Raw genomic sequence first — 18,332 nt, 5'->3', positions numbered from 1 at the left:
GTATTGCCGGGGAAAATAGTTTCTACAATGGCAGTATTCCTAGTTTTCTTTCAAGACTTTGACTCCTAATGGCCATGGATAAAGACACCAAATTTGCTCTGTTAGTGATGGGAGTCCCCCTTTTAGGTGTGCTCTATTGCGCCTTTATTTTGGCGGTGATGCTTTCTTCGGAAACTGCTCGACAACATCCCATCATCACCGGCACTATTTTTGTCTTAGCCCCTTCCCTCATTTCCGGCACCATCTGGTTAAGGGCTTCCTTTAAAGCTAGAAAAGAAGAAAACTTGGGGATTTAATGGGTATTCTGTATCTGGTAGCGACTCCCATCGGCAATTTGGGAGATATGACTCCCCGGGCAGTGGAAACATTGCAAGCGGTGGATCTAATCGCAGCGGAAGATACTAGGCATACGGGCAAGTTATTACAATATTTCCAAATCACTACGCCCCAAATTAGTTACCATGACCACAACCGCCATGGCCGTACCCAAGAGTTATTGGCCAAATTACAAGCGGGGCAAAATATCGCCTTGGTTAGTGATGCGGGCACTCCCGGTATTTCCGATCCAGGCCAGGAATTGGTGGCGGCCTGCGGAGCATTAAATATTGAGGTGATACCCATTCCGGGGGCAACAGCTTTAATTGCGGCCTTAATTAGTTCCGGCTTAGGCACTGACCGCTTTGTGTTTGAAGGATTTTTGCCCATCAAAAACCAGCCTCGACAACAAATACTACAAAGTCTGGCCCAGGAAGAGCGAACGATTATTCTCTACGAAGCACCCCACCGGCTATTGGCCACATTGACAGATTTACACGCCTTTTTTGGTCAAGAAAGAAGCTTAACCGTAGCCAGAGAATTGACTAAATACCATGAGCAATTTTGGCGGGGGACCCTGGAAACGGCGATCGCCTACTTTACGGAAAATAGGCCGAAAGGGGAATTTTGCTTAGTCATTGCCGGTGCCCCGGTGGATGAAGTGCCCAGCTTTTCTGAGGAGAATTTGCGGGACGAACTGAAAAGCCTAATAAATAAAGGTTTAAGCCGCTCCCAAGCTAGCAAACAGTTAGCAGAAGCAACCCGATTACCCCGCCGCCAACTTTATCAACTCAGTTTAGAAATTGAGTGAAAAAATCCCCATCAATATTAGCTAAAAAACTTCTGCCGGGGGTTAAAAGTTTCCTTTTCCCGGAGATTACGGTAAAGCTCTAATTCTTCTGGGCTGGGTTCCGGGGGAATTTCCACCCGAATTTCCACTAACTGGTCCCCCCGATCGCCTTTGCTATTGGGAAAACCTTTCTTTGCTAAACGTAATTTTTGCCCATTTTTTAGTCCCGCTGGTACGGTCATTTTCACTAGCCCGTCAATGGTCATCACCTCAATAGCTCCCCCTAAAACTGCCTCACTGGGAGTTACGGGTACTTGGCAGGCGATGTCCGTACCTTGGAGAGTAAATAGAGGGTGGGGAGAAAGGTTAATTTTTAGGTATAAATCCCCCCCATTAATGCCCTGTTGCTTGAGGCGAATCCGTTGTCCGTCCCCCATCCCCCCCGGCATTTCCACTTCCAGGGACCGGCCATCTTCCAAACGAATTCTTTCCTTACCGCCCCGATAGGCTTTTTCCAACGGTAGGGTCAAATTAGCTTCCACATCCCTGGGCAGAGGCCGGGCCGGAGAAACCACTTTTGTACGTCTAGTTTCGCCGAAATCTTGCCATGACTCCGCTGGCTGACGGGTTGCAGTGCGCCCATTGGGGGTACGAAATTGACTATTAGCATTTGTTCCATTGGGCGATCGCCCGCCGTTATTATTAGCACCAAAACGACCGGTGGGGGGACGACGGAAACGACCAAATAAACGACTGTCTAACTCCCGACGCTTGGTTTCATCGGAAAGTACATCGTAAGCCTCGTTAATATCTTTAAATTTCTCTTCCGCTGTTTTATCGTTGGGGTTAACATCAGGATGATACTGACGAGCTAGCTTCCGAAAAGACTTTTTAATCTCCTCAGCGGTGGCATTGCGGGGAACTCCCAAAATTTGATAATAATTCCGCACTTGTTCCATAGGGTTGCCAAAAATACTCGCTCAATCCATTCAAACTAACTTACATCAGGGTTAAATCATTGACCGTCTGCGGTTGGGGAAATTAGAACCAATCATCGTCGTCGTCATCCCAGCCATTTTGCAGAGGTGCATTGCGACCCGACTTAGCGGGCCGTTCCTCATAGCGGCCATTGCCTCCCCGACCGGAACGACTGGGGGCAGTGCCTCGATAATCGTAATCATTCTGGCGATCACCTCTGGAGTAATCTTCCCTGGGAGCGGAACGGCGATCATCATAGGTACCCCCTAAACTATCCCCTTGGTAAGGTCGTTGCCTGGTGACCCTAGACTGGTCCCAATCAGCATAGGTGGTGGAACGGTAGTCTTTGCTCAAGGAAGGGCCCCGGCCAGCCCTGGGCAGAGGCGCTTCGGGGCGTTTGGCATTGTAGTTGTAATCGTCGTAGCGGCCAAAGTCATTACCCCCCCGGTAATCATCCCTAGGGGCAGGACGACGGCTATAGTAATCGTCATCATCGTCAAAATCACCGGTGAAGGTTTTCTTAATCGCTTCAAAAAAGCCCTCTTCCTTGTCGCCGTATTGTAGACGTACTTCCCGATTTAGTTCATACAACACATCCTGTAGATCTGCCTGGGCCCGGTCTAAACGGCGCTCATCATCTTTCTCTAAACTGTCTAAAATTTCACTGCATAACGCATCCACCTGACGACGGTAGGACACCGTGAACGCACTGCCAAAATCCAGGGTAATTTCCTTGAGTCGCCGCTGGGCCTGGTCTGTCAACGCCTTGGCACTGTTGCGTTTTTCAATCCGTTCCCGCCGTTCCCGGTCTTGGGCAGCAAAGGTTTCCGCCTCTTGGATCATACGATTAACTTCCCCTTCACTGAGGATGGAAGCTCCTTGGACAGTGATGCTCTGTTCTCGGCCGGTGGTTTTGTCCCTCGCTGTCACCTGCAAAATTCCGTTAGCGTCAATGTCAAAGGATACTTGCACCTGGGGGACTCCCCTGGGAGCCGGCGGAATACCACTGAGTTTGAAACGACCCAGGGAAATATTATCGCTGGCCATTTCCCTTTCCCCTTGGAGTACGTGGATTTCCACCACAGTCTGATTATTTTCCCCGGTGGAAAAGATGTCCGATTTCCGCACTGGAATGGTGGTGTTACGGGGCAGTAACTTTTTCATCACGCCGCCAATGGTTTCCAGCCCAAAGGAAAGGGGGGTTACATCCAACAGCAAAATGTCCTTCACTTCCCCGTCCAAAATGCCCGCTTGGATGGCCGCTCCGATCGCCACCACTTCATCGGGGTTAACGTTTTCGTTGGGTTCCCGGTCAATGAAACTACGCACTAAACCTTTGACCATGGGCATGCGGGTGCCCCCCCCCACCAGCACCACCTCATCAATTTGCACCGGACTTAGGCCAGCATCTTTCAACACCCGTTTAATGGGACGCTGGAGCCTAGTGACCAAATCCCCACACAAATCTTCAAATTCAGAGCGGCTCAGTTGGGTTTCCAAATGTTTGGGCCCATCCTCCGTGGCAGTGATGAAGGGTAAATTAATTTCCGTGGTGCTGACCCCAGACAGTTCAATTTTGGCTTTTTCTGCCGCCTCCGTTAACCGTTGCAACGCCTGGCGATCCTGTCGGAGATCAACTTTTTCCGCCTCTAAAAACTTTTCCGCTAACCAATCCACAATACGGCGATCGAAATCGTTACCCCCCAACTGGGTATCACCACTGGTGGCCTTAACTTCAAAAATGCCATCCCCCACTTCCAACACGGAAACATCAAAGGTGCCGCCCCCCAGGTCAAAGACGAGAATTTTTTGCATCCGCCCCTGGTCTAACCCATAGGCTAAGGAGGCCGCTGTGGGTTCATTAATGATCCGTAGCACTTCTAGCCCGGCAATTTTCCCCGCATCTCGGGTGGCTTGCCGTTGGGAATCGTTAAAGTAGGCCGGCACGGTAATCACCGCCCCGGTAACTTTTTCCCCCAGGTAACGACTGGCTTCTTCGGCCAACTTCCGCAAAATCATGGCAGAAATTTCTTCGGGGGCAAAGTCCTTTTTCAGCCGGGGACAGCGCACTTTAATGTTATCTCGGTCATCCCGACGGATGGTGTAGGCTACCCGTTTAGATTCTGGAGTTAAATCGGCGTAACGCCGCCCCATAAAACGTTTCACACCATAGAAGGTATTTTGGGGATTGAGCACCGCCTGCCGTCGGCCCATCTGACCCACCACCAATTCCCCTTCTTTGTTAAACCCCACCACGGAGGGAGTAGTACGCATCCCTTCAGCATTGGCGATGACAATGGGTTTACCGCCTTCCATGACGGCAACAACTGAATTGGTAGTTCCAAGGTCAATTCCGACGACTTTTCCCATGTTGTTTTCTTTGCTCCCAAAATTTGCAGAGCGGTTAATACTTGTTAACACTAGGCACTTGCCCAACCATTATAGGAGTTTGGGGCGGGACCCTGGGCAAAGTTCAACCTAGACCATAAAACCCCAACCAATGGGCCAGGGTTTTACAGACAAATTAGCAGATTGACGAACGATATTGATTCAAGTTAGGCGATCGCCGCCACAGGAATACGCAGATGGGGATAGAGGGGAAAACCAGCACAGAGTTCACCGGCCCGACGCAGACAATCCCCTTTTACGCATTCATCTTCGGGGGAAAGTAGGCGATCGGCAATGATATTGGCAATGGCCCGGAATTCATTTTCCTGCATACCCCGGGTGGTCATGGCGGGGGAACCCAGACGCAAACCACTGGTGACAAAGGGGGATTCGGGGTCGAAGGGGACGGTATTTTTGTTGGCGGTGATGTTAATTTCTCCCAACAGTTGGTCCCCCACTTTTCCGGTCATGGCGATGGAGCGTAGATCTACCAACATTAGATGGTTATCGGTGCCACCGGAAACTAGGTCAAAGCCCCGTTTTTGCAATTGGTCTGCCATGGCTTGGGCATTGGCAATTACTTGGCCAGAGTAGGTTTTAAATTCCGGTTTCAGGGCTTCCCCAAAGGCCACTGCTTTGGCGGCAATGACATGCTCTAGGGGCCCGCCCTGGGTGCCTGGAAAAACGGATTTATCTAACTTCTTGCCCAATTCTTCGTCATTGGTCATAATCAAACCGCCCCGGGGTCCCCGCAGGGTTTTATGGGTGGTGGTGGTAACTACATCGCAATGGGGCAGAGGACTGGGATGGTGTCCTGAGGCTACTAAACCCGCAATGTGGGCAATGTCCGCCATGAGATATGCTCCCACCTCGTCGGCGATCGCCCGGAATTTATCAAACTCAATTTGCCGGGGATAGGCAGAGTAGCCACAAATTAACAGTTTGGGTTTAACTTCCAGGGCCTGTTGGCGGATTTTCTCGTAATCTAGCCGACCCGTTTCCTTCTCCACGCCGTAATGGGCCACTTTGAACCATTTGCCGGAGACATTGACAGGGGAACCATGGGTTAAATGGCCACCGTGGGAAAGATCCATACCCATAATGGTGTCGCCGGGCTGGAGCAGAGTTAAAAAGACGGCAAAATTAGCTTGGGCGCCGGAGTGGGGTTGCACGTTGGCATGGGCCGCCCCGAATAATTCCTTGACTCGACTGATGGCTAAAGTTTCCGCCTGGTCTACAAATTCACAACCGCCGTAGTAGCGCTTACCGGGCAGTCCCTCGGCATACTTATTGGTCAGGACAGAGCCCTGGGCCGCCATCACCGCCGCTGAAGTAAAATTTTCGCTGGCAATTAGTTCAATGTGGGTGCGTTGCCGTTGTAATTCCCTGTCAATGATGGCCGCAAGGGCGGGGTCGCTAGTGGCTAAAAAGTCGAGGTTGGTTTGATTCACGTCTGATCTTCCTGTAAACAGTGCTGGGGGCGGAAAGCACCGCGCTTCTTGAATATTTATTAAGTTTACCACCGCTAGAGTTTGGCCAACGCCTACACAATCAAAGCTCGAAGCACCAATTATTCCTTCAAATTTGTCGAGTGGGCGTGGTAACAACTATCCCACCATTTCTAAAATCCTCTGTTGACAATGATCTTCCGGTACAGTCCTTAGTTCTGGCATTCACTCCAACTTTGTAGTTTCGACCACTCAGACAGAGTTCAATGATTTTGGAAAATACCGAACAAATTAGCCGCACCTGCAAACAGGGACAGTATGACAGCCACGAATATTCCTCTGTTAGCAAATTCTTGATTTTCCAGACGCTTGCCAATGCCGGATACTTTTTCATCAAGTGCTTTAATATCCCCCCTGATCTCAGCCTGGGACACCTTGAATTCATTCTGATTGGCTTCAATACGGTCTAGCCTTGCATCAATCTTGGCCAGAAGGTCTTTCAGGTCAGTCTCGATGGTTGCCATGGGCGCTTCTCCGTATTTCAAAATTTACGCCAGTAGTCATAATTTATCCTAGCCATCGTCAAGGTGACAAACTTACATTTAGCACAAAACGCCTGTCCTAATTATAGTGAAATTCTGTCCAAAAAAATTGGTTTTATTAAAGTAATGCTTCACAAGAATGACATCGGGGACTTGTTCAAGTAGCTTTTTAGGAGGTTTATCCATCGGGCATTGTTTCAGAATATTTCTGAATGGTGTAACTATCTGGTACATTATCCAGAAAACTTCTATTTATTATCGGAGAACACACGGAATATTTCTGGTTATCATTCCTTAAAAGGTAAGTATACGGAAATTTTCTGCTTTTTGTCTTCCAGGAGTTGACTAGAAGAAAAATGTCAGTATAATCAATAGTTAGACTGCTAAGCACCGAACTCTTTCCTTTACATAGAAAATCATCAATGAAAAGCAGTTGAGTATTCATTTTATTGCCAGCTTGCTATACTTAGAAAAGATTACTAATGCCTGAGTAACATGGAAAACCTTGAAGAAAAAGTAGCCCTGCTCGAAAAAGCAGTCTCAGATGAGAGAAAAAGACTTTCGTCAGATAGGCTCGATATTTCTTTTGGTGAGCTGATCAACCTATACAAAAATGATGAATTAATCATTAGACCAGAGTATCAAAGATTATTTCGATGGTCAGAAGTACAAAAAACTGCACTCATAGAATCTATTCTACTCTCGATTCCAATTCCTCCTATATTTGTAGCTGAGGATAAAAACGGTGTATGGGAGTTAGTCGATGGACTACAACGTGTTTCCACGTTCATAAGTTTCTTTGGTGAGCTAAAAGGTGATGGGTGGAAAATCGATTATCAAGAAGAAGATGTTAGCTCACTAGTTGAAGAGGAAGAAGAAATCGAAGAGGAAAATGGGGAAGGAACTGGAGAGGGACAAACTATAAATAAATGGACTTTACAAGAAGGAGGATTAGTTAAAAGCTTACAAGGTTTTAATGTTGATAGTCTTCCAACAAATCTAAAAATAAATTTAAAAAGAGCTGTTTGTAGAGTCGAGATTTTGAGAGGGGAAAGTAGTACCTCTATGAAGTATGAGTTGTTCAAACGTCTCAACTCTGGAGGATCAAAATTAACTCCGCAGGAAATAAGAAATGCAATTTATCGAGGATTAGATCCTAGACTTAACCAGCTTTTGCTAAAAATTACTCAAAGCAGGGTTTTCGGAGATCTTACCCAATTAAGCCGTGGCAGACTTAATGAATTATATGATCAAGAACTAGTTCTTAGATTTTTCGCTTTTTATGGAAATGCTGAAAATGTTAATGAGAATATGGAGAAATTTTTAAACAATTTTATGGAGGCAAGTGTTCAAAATGCCGATTTTAATTACGATGTTTATGAATCTCTCCTCATGAGAGTTTTAGAATTAATTAACCAAATAGGAGATTCCAAGATATTTAGAAACGAGCGTAACTTATTTGTTCCGGCTTATTTTGAAGGTATATTAATCGGAGTTGCTCAAAATATTGATAAATATACTGAAAATATTGAACTTTTGAAATCAAAGATAACAGAGTTAAAAAGTGATAAGGATTTCAAGAGGTACTCTGGAAGCGCTTCTAACAGTAGAAGTAGGATTAGAAATCGCCTCCAAAGAGTAAATCAAATCTTTCAATAGTAAACTTAGCAATCGGCTATGTATGATTTTGATGTGGCATTGCAAGGAATTATTGAAGAGCGAATCTCTGTTATTTTTGAAATTGAGAGAGCAATTTTTACGGATAGATATTCTCTATCTTCAAAGCATCAAGACATTTTCTCGACCCAATCAATATCGATGATTTACTCTCTATGGGAAAGCTTTATCCAAAAATCTTTCAACCTCTATATTGATGAACTTAATAAAGTTGGCATAGATTTTCATGATTTTTGTAATGAAATAGTTATTCATCATATGGAAAACTCTTTCAAGCAGTTTAAAGAATATCCCGGAAATGACAATAAAAAGGTGAAGTTTTTTACCTCACTTAAAGTGTTTCACACTAGTAGTAATTGCTCCATTTCAAGAGTTGTTAATACTGAGAGTAATGTTGGCTTTAATGTCTTGAACAAACTACTCAAAAGTTTTGCACTTGAAAAGTTTCCAGAACATTGGAAAGACTATGCATATCCAAATCCTAATTTGAAAGAATCATTAGAGGTGTTTCTACGGTTACGCAATGCTGTTGCTCATGGAGGTGATTTAGCATCCGAGGAAAAAATTGATCAGAAAGTCTATAACAGATTTAAGAAGTTGGTGATAGATTTGATGTATGAAATTCGATTGAAAATGTTGTGTGGACTTAAAGATACAACATTCTTAAAGTCACGGCGGAGTATTGCAACCAATAACGAGTAATCAACGATTTGCAATGTCCTTGATTGTAAGCAGAAATATAGAAAGCAACACAGTCTAACAATTACCTTGGAGCGGACTGCCTGAAAATCTTGCTGCCAAGTTCAGAATTGTTTTCAATCGCTCAAGTGTACTATTGGGCGATCGCCTCCAACCCTAGGGGGATAGATGGGTTAGATTTGTGAAAGTACAATGGCCTTTTGCCTTGCTCAACCATTGCCTGAGTGATGGATACTTAGGCCATAGTCGCTTGTTTTTAGGGCCTGTGTAACTTTTTGACTAAGGGTAAATTGGTGTTTCTCGCAACGAAACCTCTCCACTTGAACGCATTAGTCATTTTTTCCTGTCGATTATTTATTTCTCCATGACCCCTTCTCCTACTGCTCCCTCCTCCGACAATGATTGGCGCTTACTGTTGCGTCTGCTCCCCTACGTCAAGCGCTATCCCAAGGAACTAACGGCGGCCTTGATTTTGCTCGTTCCTGTGGCTTTTTCTGGGGCGGTACAACCTTTGATCATTGGGCAAGCAGTGTCCCTGTTGCGAGAGGAGCCGGCCTGGGGCTTTTTGGATGCCATGCCATTACAGCAGGCGTTGAACACCCTGGTGATCATTCTGGCCATTACCATTGTTGTGCGGCTTCTCTTTTTGGGAATACAGGGTTTTATCGTCCAAAAAATGGGGCAGGAAATTACCGCCGATGTGCGTCAGGATTTATTTGAGCATGTCACTTCTTTATCGGTAAATTTTTTCCATCGCACCCCCGTTGGTCGTTTAGTCACCCGCATCACCAGTGACGTAGAAGCTTTAGGAGAAGTATTTGCCAGCGGGGCGATCGGCGTAGTCAGTGACATTGTTTCCATTTTGGCCATTATTGTGACCATTTTTTGGGTGCAATGGCAGTTGGCTTCAATTTTGGTGGCCATGTTGGTGCCGGTGACGGGGTTGATTATCTATTTCCAACAACAGTATCGCAAAGCTAACTACCAGGCTCGGGAGGAATTGTCCCGTCTCAATTCCCAGTTACAGGAAAATGTGGCCGGTATTAATGTGGTGCAATTATTCCGTCGGGAGGAGTTGAACAGTCGTTCTTTCCGTCGGGTAAATGAGAAGTATCGTCGGGCAGTTGACAAGACCATTTTTCACGATTCCGCCGTCTCTGCCACCTTGGAGTGGATCAGTTTAGTGGCGATCGCCGGGGTGTTGGCTTTAGGGGGGTGGTTGATTTTAGGCAATAATCTGGAATTTGGAGTTTTGGCGGCGTTTATTCTCTACGGACAGCGGCTATTTAATCCCCTGCGGCAATTTGCCGATAAATTTACCATGTTCCAATCAGGTTTTACGGCGATCGAGCGCATTGGGGAATTGATGGAAGAGCCGGTGGAAATCAAAGACCAAGCGGTGATTACCCCCATTGAAATCAATAGTGCTTTGCGGGGCAACCATGGGGAAATTTGTTTTGAAAACGTTTGGTTTGGCTATAAACCAGACGAGTACGTATTGAAAAATTTAAACTTCACCATCAAGCCGGGGGAAAAAGTCGCCCTGGTGGGGCCAACGGGGGCGGGGAAAAGTTCGATTATTCGCCTCCTCTGTCGCCTCCACGATCCTTCCCAAGGACGGATTTTAGTGGACGGCATTGATATTCGAGAATTGTCCCAACAACAATTGCGCCGCTTTATTGGTGTGATTCTCCAAGATAGTTTTCTCTTTGCTGGGGACGTGAAACGGAACATTACCCTGGGAGAAGAATACAGCTTGGAAGAAGTGCAACGGGCGGCCCAATTGACCAGTGTTGATCGCCTAATTGAAGAATTGCCCCAGGGTTATCACACCCAATTACGGGAACGGGGTAGTAATTTGTCAGGGGGACAAAAACAGTTGCTAGCCTTTGCTCGGGTGGCCATTCGGGAACCATATGTATTGGTAATGGATGAAGCCACCGCTAGCTTAGATGTCCGCACTGAAGCGGATATTCAAGCGGCATTACTGCATTTACTCCAGGATCGTACTTCCATCATCATTGCCCACCGTTTATCGACTATTCGCAATGTGGACCGCATTTTCGTGCTGAAACACGGGGAAATTGTGGAAACTGGTAACCATGACCAACTATTAGACCTCAAGGGGCTTTACGCTAGTTTGTACCAGTTACAAATGCTGGGAAGTTGATCAACCTGTCGGGAACTTTCTTGGCAGTGTCAATGTACGCAATCGACTTTGCCGAGATTCTGTCTGAGCAGCCCCAAAGTCTGGGGTAGATTGAATGAGTGTTGATGATTTTTATTCACCATAGATATGAAGTTTTTTAAACTTTTCCCACCGTTCCTTTCCTTCTGTGCCGTAAGCATGGGTGTTGCTTGTCTTACTGCGCCTAGCATTGCCCAGGGCAGTGAAAAATTAAGCAATCAATGGGATGGACAAATTAACCTGCCCGATCGCCAAGCGTTTACCGTTGTTTCTTTTACGGAACTTCCCCAGCGGACATTTTGGCAATGGTCTAATCTCAATAGTCTCACTAGCCCAAACCAACTAATTCAGCAATTCTATGCCCAGCCTTTGTTGCCCCAGCAGTTAGGGGAAGGGGATTTTGGTTGTTTCCGCTCCAAAAGTGCCACGGCCACTGTGGTTGGCGATGATTCCGTTGCTGTTTTGCTCACCCAAATGGGTAGTTGTGATGATTCCGTGAGCGGGCACCAAACCCGGGTAGATTTTATACCCGTAGGCGATCGATGGCAGGTGGATTGGGTAGGGGAAAGGAGCCATTGTCGGGGCCGTTTCTGGGGGGAACCTGGGCAACTCTGTCCCTAGAATATTTTGGCAAAGCTAGTCGTGTTGATGATTCATTTTTACTGACCGTAAAACTTGTTGATGGTAGCAATCACATCGGCCATAGCTATAGTCATTTCAAATAATTTTGAGACTGCTTAAGTCTTTATTGACAAGCTTTTCGGTGAATTTGACTGCCTCAGTCTTACTAGAAACGACTATATATTGCCGGCCAACATAGCAGTGGTATTGAGCACTAGGCCTGGAAATTCCTGACTGGTCATCAATCAGGAGTTTTATGATCTTACGTTTTCGACCCAGACCATCCCCGCAAGCCCTGGGGTTCTTCGGTGTCGATTTTTAACAGAAAGACCGTTATTGGTTGACCCAAGGGGGAGCAGCCCATTGCCCTATCCCCTTTTCCCGGTCTACCGACTTGCCGCCGGTTTTACTGGACCTTGCCCGTTAGGCTGTCTGAATCCATCGTCTCGGGGGAGTCATTGACCACTTCCACTCTATCTCGTCAAGCCATCCTAAAGCACAGGCTTTTAGACCCATTCTTTTGATAAAAACAGCCAGATAATACATGAAATTTACTTCCAGCCCGCTTCGTTCATAATTTTGGTAGCGGGGGCTAAAGCGGGGCCCAATTGATCCAAATTGGTGGTGTCGGACTTAAATTCCCCAAAGGAAGCCACCGATTTATTGAGGGGAACTCCGGCCAAAACAGGATATTCGTAGTTGTTTTCCGCCAAAAAGGTCTGGGCCGGTTCGCTGACCAAAAATTCAATAAACTTAACCGCACCTTCCCGATTGGGGGCAGTTTTGACCACGCCGACACCACTGACGTTAACGTGGGTACCCCGTCCTTCCTGGTTGGGAAAGAATACCCCCACATTTTCGGCGATCGCCTTCTGGGAGGGATCATCACTTTCCAGCAACCGTCCCATGTAATAGGTGTTGGCCAATGTTAGGTCCGCTTCACCGGAGGATACCGCCTGGATTTGGGCCGTGTCATTACCCTGGGGCTCCCTAGCAAAATTGCTCACAAAACCCTTAGCCCACTCCAAAGTAGATTCTTCCCCATCGGCCACCACCAAGGAAGCCACCAGGGATTGGTTATATTCATTACTAGAAGAACGGATGATAACCCGACCTTTCCATTTGGGATCGGCTAGATTTTCGTAGGTGGACAACTCTTCAGGTTTTACCTTGGCTTTGTTATACATAATTACCCGAGCCCGCTTAGTGAAACCAAACCACAGCCCTTCCGGAGAGCGGAGATATTCCGGAATGTTCGTTTCTAAAATTTCACTTTCCACCGATTGGAAAATTCCATCTTGCTCCGCCCGCCATAAACGGGCCAAATCCACTGTGAGGAGCACATCCGCTGGACTGCTAGCTCCTTCAGACTTAATCCTTTCCAGCAGTTCATCCGCCTTGCCTTCAATCAAATTAACTTTGATGCCCGTTTCTTCCGTGAATTTGGCATACAGTTCGTTGTCGGTGTTATAGTGCCGGGATGAATACAAATTAATCACTTGCCCTTCCCCCGGTGTATTGGCGATCGGCCCATCGGGGGACTGACCACAGCTACTGAGAAACTGGGAGCCCACCACAACGGTAAAGGCAGTTCCAATGGACAAAAATAGGCGGCGGGATAACTTATGGACCATGGCGGTTGAAATTTCTCACTCTTCTAACAAAAGTAATTCTCAATAATCTTATCAGGGATGGACATTTATTCAATCACTTTTCTAATTATCTATTCCCTTTCAGCTTGGATTTGAGTTAATAATCCTTGCAAGAAAGGCTCTGTGGAGACGTCTACCATATTTAACTAGCAAAATCACTAATTGACTAACAAAATTAATTATTAATAATTTATTGAGCAAAGAAAATCCCCCTGGATTACAGAGGGACCAAAGTCATGACCATCCTGGACACTATGCCCGGAATTGCCTTAGCCGATTGAATGGTTGACGGATAGCGGTAAAGCAAAAATAAATGCTATTGACTAAAAACCGCCGTAGGGAACTGCCACACTACTGAGGGCCTGTTGCAGAAACTGCAACGCAAAGATAGCCAAAATGGGGGAAAAATCGATGCCTCCCAGGGGAGGGATAAAGGAGCGGAAAATGTTCAAATAGGGATCGGTCACAGGACTAAGAAAACCCATGATATTGCCGGCCCACTCCGCTGTTTGAAACCAGGACAGCAAAATACGGATGAATAACAACACTAGATAAATGTTGATGAAGCTGACGAGGGTAGAAAGGAGTAGGTCCATAACAGCAATCGTGATGTCAATGTCGAAGAAGAATTGCTTCCCATCTTAACCTGACCCTAGAAGTTTGTTGCTCCACTGACACAAATTTGCCGGGCAATGGTGAGGGCACTGTAACTTACCCCAGCGGTGCCTTCCCCAGGATGAACGGAATCGCCCACTAACCACAAATTATGAATGGGGGTGCGGGGTGCAAAGCCAAAGGGGCCAAAGGTGGTCAAACGCTGACCCACTCCACCAACAATGCCCTGGTCCCGGGCAGTATAGCGGGCAAAAGTACGGGGTGTAGCACTTTCCTGGTGCACAATGGTGGATTCATTAAGGTTGAAATATTTTCCCAATTTGGCGATCGCCGTTTTTGTATAACTTTCTTTAAGAGCCTGATATTGCTCCGGGGAAGTATTCCACCAGGGGGTTACATCAGTAAAAGAAGAAGCAATCAGAGTGCGATATCCATCGGGGGCTCGGCCATCCCCAGGCTTACTAACACTGACAAAAAGGGAGTTATTTTCGCCAATGGGGCCCCGGCCATCGTACAAAAACTGCAAATGGGGGGCACAGTCTGGGGGAATCGCATCTTCCCTCACGCCTAAATAAATGACAAAAGCACCGGAGCTAGGGGGTAAATTGGTTACTCTTTTTTGATAACCGGGCAATGGCTGATCCACCGTTTTCAGTAAATCCTGCACCGTTAAATTAGCTACCACGTGCTGGGCCGATTCTCGGCGGATAGCTCCAGTTTTTAAATCCCTGACTGTTATTCCCTCCACTTGGCCCTGGACAGCATGAATTTGTTCCACCCGTTGCCGGTAAAATAATTTCCCCCCATGGTTTTTTAATCCTTCCAAGAGGCGATCGCCTAGGGTTTGCATACTACCCTGGAGATGCCATAGACCCTGGGGAGCTTGGGAAACGCCCAAGGCGGTAGCGGCGTATAACAAAGCCGTCTCATCGGCCCCCACCTGGGAATAGAGTTTTAACTGTAAATCAAGGAAAGTTTTTAACCTTTGGTCTGACCCTAAACCCAACAGCTGTAACGTATCTCCCACTGTTAGAGGGACAAAGGGAGCAGTGAGTAGGGTATCGGGCCGCACTGCCCCCAGCAACTGGCCCAGGTCCCAAATACTGCGGGGCGGTAAAACGGGATCTCGTCCCTGAAAACGCCAACTGATTTGGAACAACGTTTGCAGTAATTGCCAAAATGCCTCGCTGCCGGGAAATTGCCGCTCCCTTTCCCTTTGCCATCGCTCAGGATCATGCCAAACATTAATGGGTTGTTTTTCCCCCGGTAAAAAGACGGCACAGGCTGGATCACATAATGTTGCTTCGGGTAAATTCACCTGCAATTGCCGGAGAATGCGGTGGTGAATGCCTCCCGGTTCCAAACCCGCTACCTGGGTTGCCCCCACATCAAAAATAAAACCCCGTCGTCGGAAGGTGGAAGCACAGCCCCCGGCCATGGCCGCCTGTTCATAAACTTTGACCTGATAACCTTGCTGGGCCAAGAGAGCGGCCGTTGTCAGACCGCCAATGCCTGCTCCAACCACAACTACGGATTTAGATTCAGCATTTTTGCAGGGCATGGGGAAAGGGGCATTGATGAATTTTGCTTTACATTTCTTAATGTAACTGGTTGTATCGGATCACGGCACCTATCCTGGGCGAGGTTAGTTTGCTCATCCCTGGGAGCAATGGGAACAAGACGTATTTGGGATGCTAATCTTTAGACCGCTGATTACAATGGTCGAGAAAATCCTCCCATTTTCCCTAGGTATTTTCGATGTTGCCGTTGATTCTACCCGCCCTTCTTTCCCTCACACTAACTGCTTCTCTTCCGTCCTCTAACCCTGAACCTATGGTTGCTTCCATCAATTACACTGACCTCAGCTTTGAACAGGCCATTGCCCACAGCCAGGATTTACTGGGACAAATTGCAGAGGATAACCTTAGTGACCAGGAAATAACCACGGCGATCGCCAATTTAGTAGCCACAGAAAACGGTGCCCGAGGCTTTTTTGTTACTTTTCTCACCACCCAGAACTTTCCCCTTGCCGATCAACCAAGTCCAGCTTTATTGACGGCTTTGGCCTCTGCTCCGGCGATCGTGGGGGAATTGTTGGTAAAAAATTTGGCCATGGCCAGCGCCACAGAAATTCTCCATCAACGGTTGGAAGATGGGGAGGCGGCCCAGGGTTCCCGCCAGGTGGCCCAACGGACCCAAACTTTAATTAACAAGTTGCAACTGCCGGGGGTGCCAGAAAAACTGACCGAATTAGAGCAAAGTCTAGAGGAGGCAGGACCCTACACAGCTTTTTTACAACGCTGGAACTATGACCAGGAGCAGAGGGAAGCCATCCGCCAGGCGATCGCCGCACTAGAGCCGAGCCGATAACGGGCATTGGGCAAAGAATTGTGGTTTTGTTCAAGATCAAGGAATCTGCCCCAAGGGAATTACCTTAACAAAAAAGACAATAATTTTTTCGTGGGGGTTGACAATCGCCGGCACAACTGATGTAATGATAAAAGTCTGAAAAAACTGGGTCTGTAGTTCAATTGGTTAGAGCACCGCCCTGTCACGGCGGAAGTTGCGGGTTCGAGCCCCGTCAGACCCGTTAAAAACTAATATCCAACGGCTGATCGACACTACTTGGGTTGCCAGTCTTTGATGTTCCAAGTGGGACGGTCCCAAGGGGTTAACTGTACCCCATCCAGGCGATCGCCCACCGCTACCACACTAGCTCGATGGACCAAGGGAACGAGAATATAATCATCCACTAACAAGTCATTCATCTGGATAAATAACTGCTGCCGTTTTTCCGGGTTCAATTCCGCCACGGCCGTTTGCCAAAGTTGGTCGTATTCGGTGCTGCAGTAGCGGCCATAATTGTCCCCACTCCATTGGTTTTCAGCGGAAGGAATAGCCTCACAGGTAAAAGTTTGCATATATTTGCTGGGGTCAGGGTTAGTATTGCCCGTAGTGAACATGGACAAATCCCCCTGGAACCGTTCCAAAGTATCGGGATTGGCCGGATCACCGGAAAAGAAGACGCTGGGATCAATGCTCTTTAGCTCCACCCCTACCCCGATCGCCTGGAGATTTTGTTTAACGACCTGTTGGGTCTTTTGTCGCAGGGGATTGACGCTGGTTTGAAAAACCATTTGTAGTTCTATGCCATTCTTATCCCGAATACCATCCCCGTTGCTGTCTTTCCAGCCCGCTTGGTCGAGCAATTGCTGGGCTTCGGTGGGATTGAATTGAAAACTGGTATTTTGGGAAGCGTACTGTTGGGGTAAAAGTAACACGTTGGCTGTGGGTTGGCCCGTCACACCATAAAGTTGTTTAGCAATCAAATCCCTGTCAATACCCAAGGTAATAGCTTTTCTCACCAGTGGATCTTGCAAAAAGGGATGGGGAAACTTCACCGAGGAGCGGTCCCCATTGGTGCGAACCGGATCGGGGTCACTAAGATTGAAAATTACCCGCTCACTTAAACTACCCAAATCCGTCACCACTTGCCCCTTACCACCCTGGGCCAGGGATTGGAGAATGCTATCTTCCACCTGTAAATTGAGCGCAAAATCCGCATCCCCGGTTTGCAATACAGCGCGGGCCGCTGAGGTGGCGTCCCCTCCCCCTTTCACTTCTACCTGTTGGAAGCCGACATTTTCTTGATCTCGATAATGGGGATTGACTTCATATAGCACCACGTCCCCCGGTTTAAAACTAGTGACCCGATAGGGCCCTGTGCCAATGGGCAAAAGATTGGCCGGCGCCTGGCGAGCTTTCTCGCCCACAAAGTCCTTATAAACATGCTGGGGAAGAATCATCCCTTCACTGCCCACAAAGGGTAGAAACCAAGCGGGATTGGGTTCCTTAAAGGTTATTTTGACTGTATTTTTATCCACCGCCTCTACTTTGGCGATCGCCTCGTAGGTGCCAGTGCTGGTGGCTCCAGTTTTGGGATCACTTAAAAATTTGTAGGTAAAAACCACATCGTCTGCCGAGAAAGGTTGCCCGTCAGACCAAAGCACATTGGGTTTTAGCTTCCAGGTAACGGAGAGACCATCGGCCGCCACGCCCCCATTTTCCTCGCTGGGAATTTCCGCTGCTAAAAAGGGCACTAAATTGCCTTCTTGGTCAAAACTAGCCAAAGGTTCTAGGGCGATGCGACTGGCTTCTGCATCTTTAAAACCAGTGGCCAAATGGGGATTTAAAATGGTGGGAGCCTGCCAGGACAGTATTTTCAATGTTTCTGAACGATTCTGCCCAGTTCCTCCGTCACTGACATTGGGGCTACCACAGGCAAATAGCATTAGGGGCAACAGTCCTCCCATCAATTTTTGGCAGGAACGGGATTTAAAAACGGCGGTAGGATTTAGAAACACTGGCAATGGTGTAAAGAAAAGCTGAATTTCGCTAGATTGTCCCTTGATTAGAGTC

15 protein-coding genes and 1 tRNA gene are annotated in these 18,332 nt (G+C 47.3%); 8 read left to right on the top strand and 8 right to left on the bottom strand.

Annotated elements, in window-relative coordinates; genetic code table 11:
• Window positions 1–74 precede the first annotated feature (74 nt).
• On the top strand, window positions 75–296 hold the full coding sequence (locus tag D082_RS15535; protein ID WP_028946343.1) for a hypothetical protein: 222 nt from the start codon (window positions 75–77) through the stop codon (window positions 294–296).
• The gene (gene rsmI / locus D082_RS15530) at window positions 296–1,126 is read left to right on the top strand and encodes a 16S rRNA (cytidine(1402)-2'-O)-methyltransferase (protein WP_028946344.1); all 831 of its coding nucleotides are present in this window, start codon (window positions 296–298) and stop codon (window positions 1,124–1,126) included. Before D082_RS15535 ends, rsmI begins: the two co-directional genes overlap by 1 nt.
• Window positions 1,127–1,143: 17 nt before the next feature.
• Here rsmI and D082_RS15525 read toward each other — a convergent pair whose 3' ends face one another.
• The 4 genes from D082_RS15525 to D082_RS15510 form a co-directional block, all read right to left on the bottom strand.
• Window positions 1,144–2,064 (bottom strand): DnaJ C-terminal domain-containing protein, encoded by a 921-nt coding sequence (locus tag D082_RS15525; protein WP_028946345.1) that lies wholly within the window; start codon window positions 2,062–2,064, stop codon window positions 1,144–1,146.
• Between the two features lie 82 nt (window positions 2,065–2,146).
• A complete protein-coding gene (dnaK, locus tag D082_RS15520; protein WP_038531128.1) occupies window positions 2,147–4,453 on the bottom strand; it encodes a molecular chaperone DnaK in 2,307 nt (768 codons plus the stop codon).
• A gap of 185 nt (window positions 4,454–4,638) precedes the next feature.
• Entirely contained in the window at window positions 4,639–5,922 is a 1,284-nt protein-coding gene (gene glyA, locus D082_RS15515; RefSeq protein WP_028948215.1) for a serine hydroxymethyltransferase, read from the bottom strand.
• Window positions 5,923–6,182: 260 nt separating this feature from the next.
• Entirely contained in the window at window positions 6,183–6,443 is a 261-nt protein-coding gene (locus D082_RS15510; RefSeq protein WP_028948216.1) for a hypothetical protein, read from the bottom strand.
• A gap of 513 nt (window positions 6,444–6,956) precedes the next feature.
• On the opposite strand from D082_RS15510, the gene D082_RS15505 reads away from it, so the two are divergent.
• From D082_RS15505 to D082_RS15490, 4 genes are all read left to right on the top strand, one after another.
• Complete coding sequence (locus tag D082_RS15505; protein WP_028948217.1) at window positions 6,957–8,120, top strand: DUF262 domain-containing protein; 1,164 nt, start codon at window positions 6,957–6,959, stop codon at window positions 8,118–8,120.
• 18 nt (window positions 8,121–8,138) lie between these two features.
• Window positions 8,139–8,840: an MAE_28990/MAE_18760 family HEPN-like nuclease gene (locus tag D082_RS15500; RefSeq protein ID WP_028948218.1), complete on the top strand. Its 702-nt coding sequence runs from the start codon at window positions 8,139–8,141 to the stop codon at window positions 8,838–8,840.
• Window positions 8,841–9,201: 361 nt separating this feature from the next.
• Window positions 9,202–11,007 (top strand): ABC transporter ATP-binding protein, encoded by a 1,806-nt coding sequence (locus D082_RS15495; RefSeq protein WP_028948219.1) that lies wholly within the window; start codon window positions 9,202–9,204, stop codon window positions 11,005–11,007.
• A 177-nt stretch (window positions 11,008–11,184) separates the two neighbouring features.
• Window positions 11,185–11,646, top strand: coding sequence for a hypothetical protein (locus D082_RS15490; RefSeq protein ID WP_238546757.1), 462 nt, complete (start codon window positions 11,185–11,187; stop codon window positions 11,644–11,646).
• Window positions 11,647–12,197: 551 nt separating this feature from the next.
• Here the strand turns inward: D082_RS15490 and D082_RS15485 are convergent.
• From D082_RS15485 to crtD, 3 genes are all read right to left on the bottom strand, one after another.
• Window positions 12,198–13,280: a Fe(3+) ABC transporter substrate-binding protein gene (locus tag D082_RS15485; protein WP_028948221.1), complete on the bottom strand. Its 1,083-nt coding sequence runs from the start codon at window positions 13,278–13,280 to the stop codon at window positions 12,198–12,200.
• 341 nt (window positions 13,281–13,621) lie between these two features.
• Complete coding sequence (locus D082_RS15480; RefSeq protein ID WP_028948222.1) at window positions 13,622–13,894, bottom strand: YggT family protein; 273 nt, start codon at window positions 13,892–13,894, stop codon at window positions 13,622–13,624.
• A 56-nt stretch (window positions 13,895–13,950) separates the two neighbouring features.
• Window positions 13,951–15,474 carry a C-3',4' desaturase CrtD gene (gene crtD, locus D082_RS15475; RefSeq protein WP_028948223.1) on the bottom strand — a complete coding sequence of 508 codons (1,524 nt, stop codon included), beginning with the start codon at window positions 15,472–15,474 and terminating at the stop codon, window positions 13,951–13,953.
• A 272-nt stretch (window positions 15,475–15,746) separates the two neighbouring features.
• On the opposite strand from crtD, the gene D082_RS15470 reads away from it, so the two are divergent.
• Window positions 15,747–16,283, top strand: coding sequence for a hypothetical protein (locus D082_RS15470; protein WP_238546756.1), 537 nt, complete (start codon window positions 15,747–15,749; stop codon window positions 16,281–16,283).
• A 146-nt stretch (window positions 16,284–16,429) separates the two neighbouring features.
• Window positions 16,430–16,503 (top strand) — tRNA-Asp (locus tag D082_RS15465).
• A 31-nt stretch (window positions 16,504–16,534) separates the two neighbouring features.
• Here the strand turns inward: D082_RS15465 and D082_RS15460 are convergent.
• Window positions 16,535–18,277 carry a peptide ABC transporter substrate-binding protein gene (locus D082_RS15460; RefSeq protein WP_028948225.1) on the bottom strand — a complete coding sequence of 581 codons (1,743 nt, stop codon included), beginning with the start codon at window positions 18,275–18,277 and terminating at the stop codon, window positions 16,535–16,537.
• Window positions 18,278–18,332 lie beyond the last annotated feature (55 nt).

This window comes from Synechocystis sp. PCC 6714 (genome assembly GCF_000478825.2).
Lineage (GTDB): Bacteria > Cyanobacteriota > Cyanobacteriia > Cyanobacteriales > Microcystaceae > Synechocystis.
Note: the sequence above shows the minus strand (reverse complement) of the source record. Positions and strands in the feature narration are given on the sequence as shown.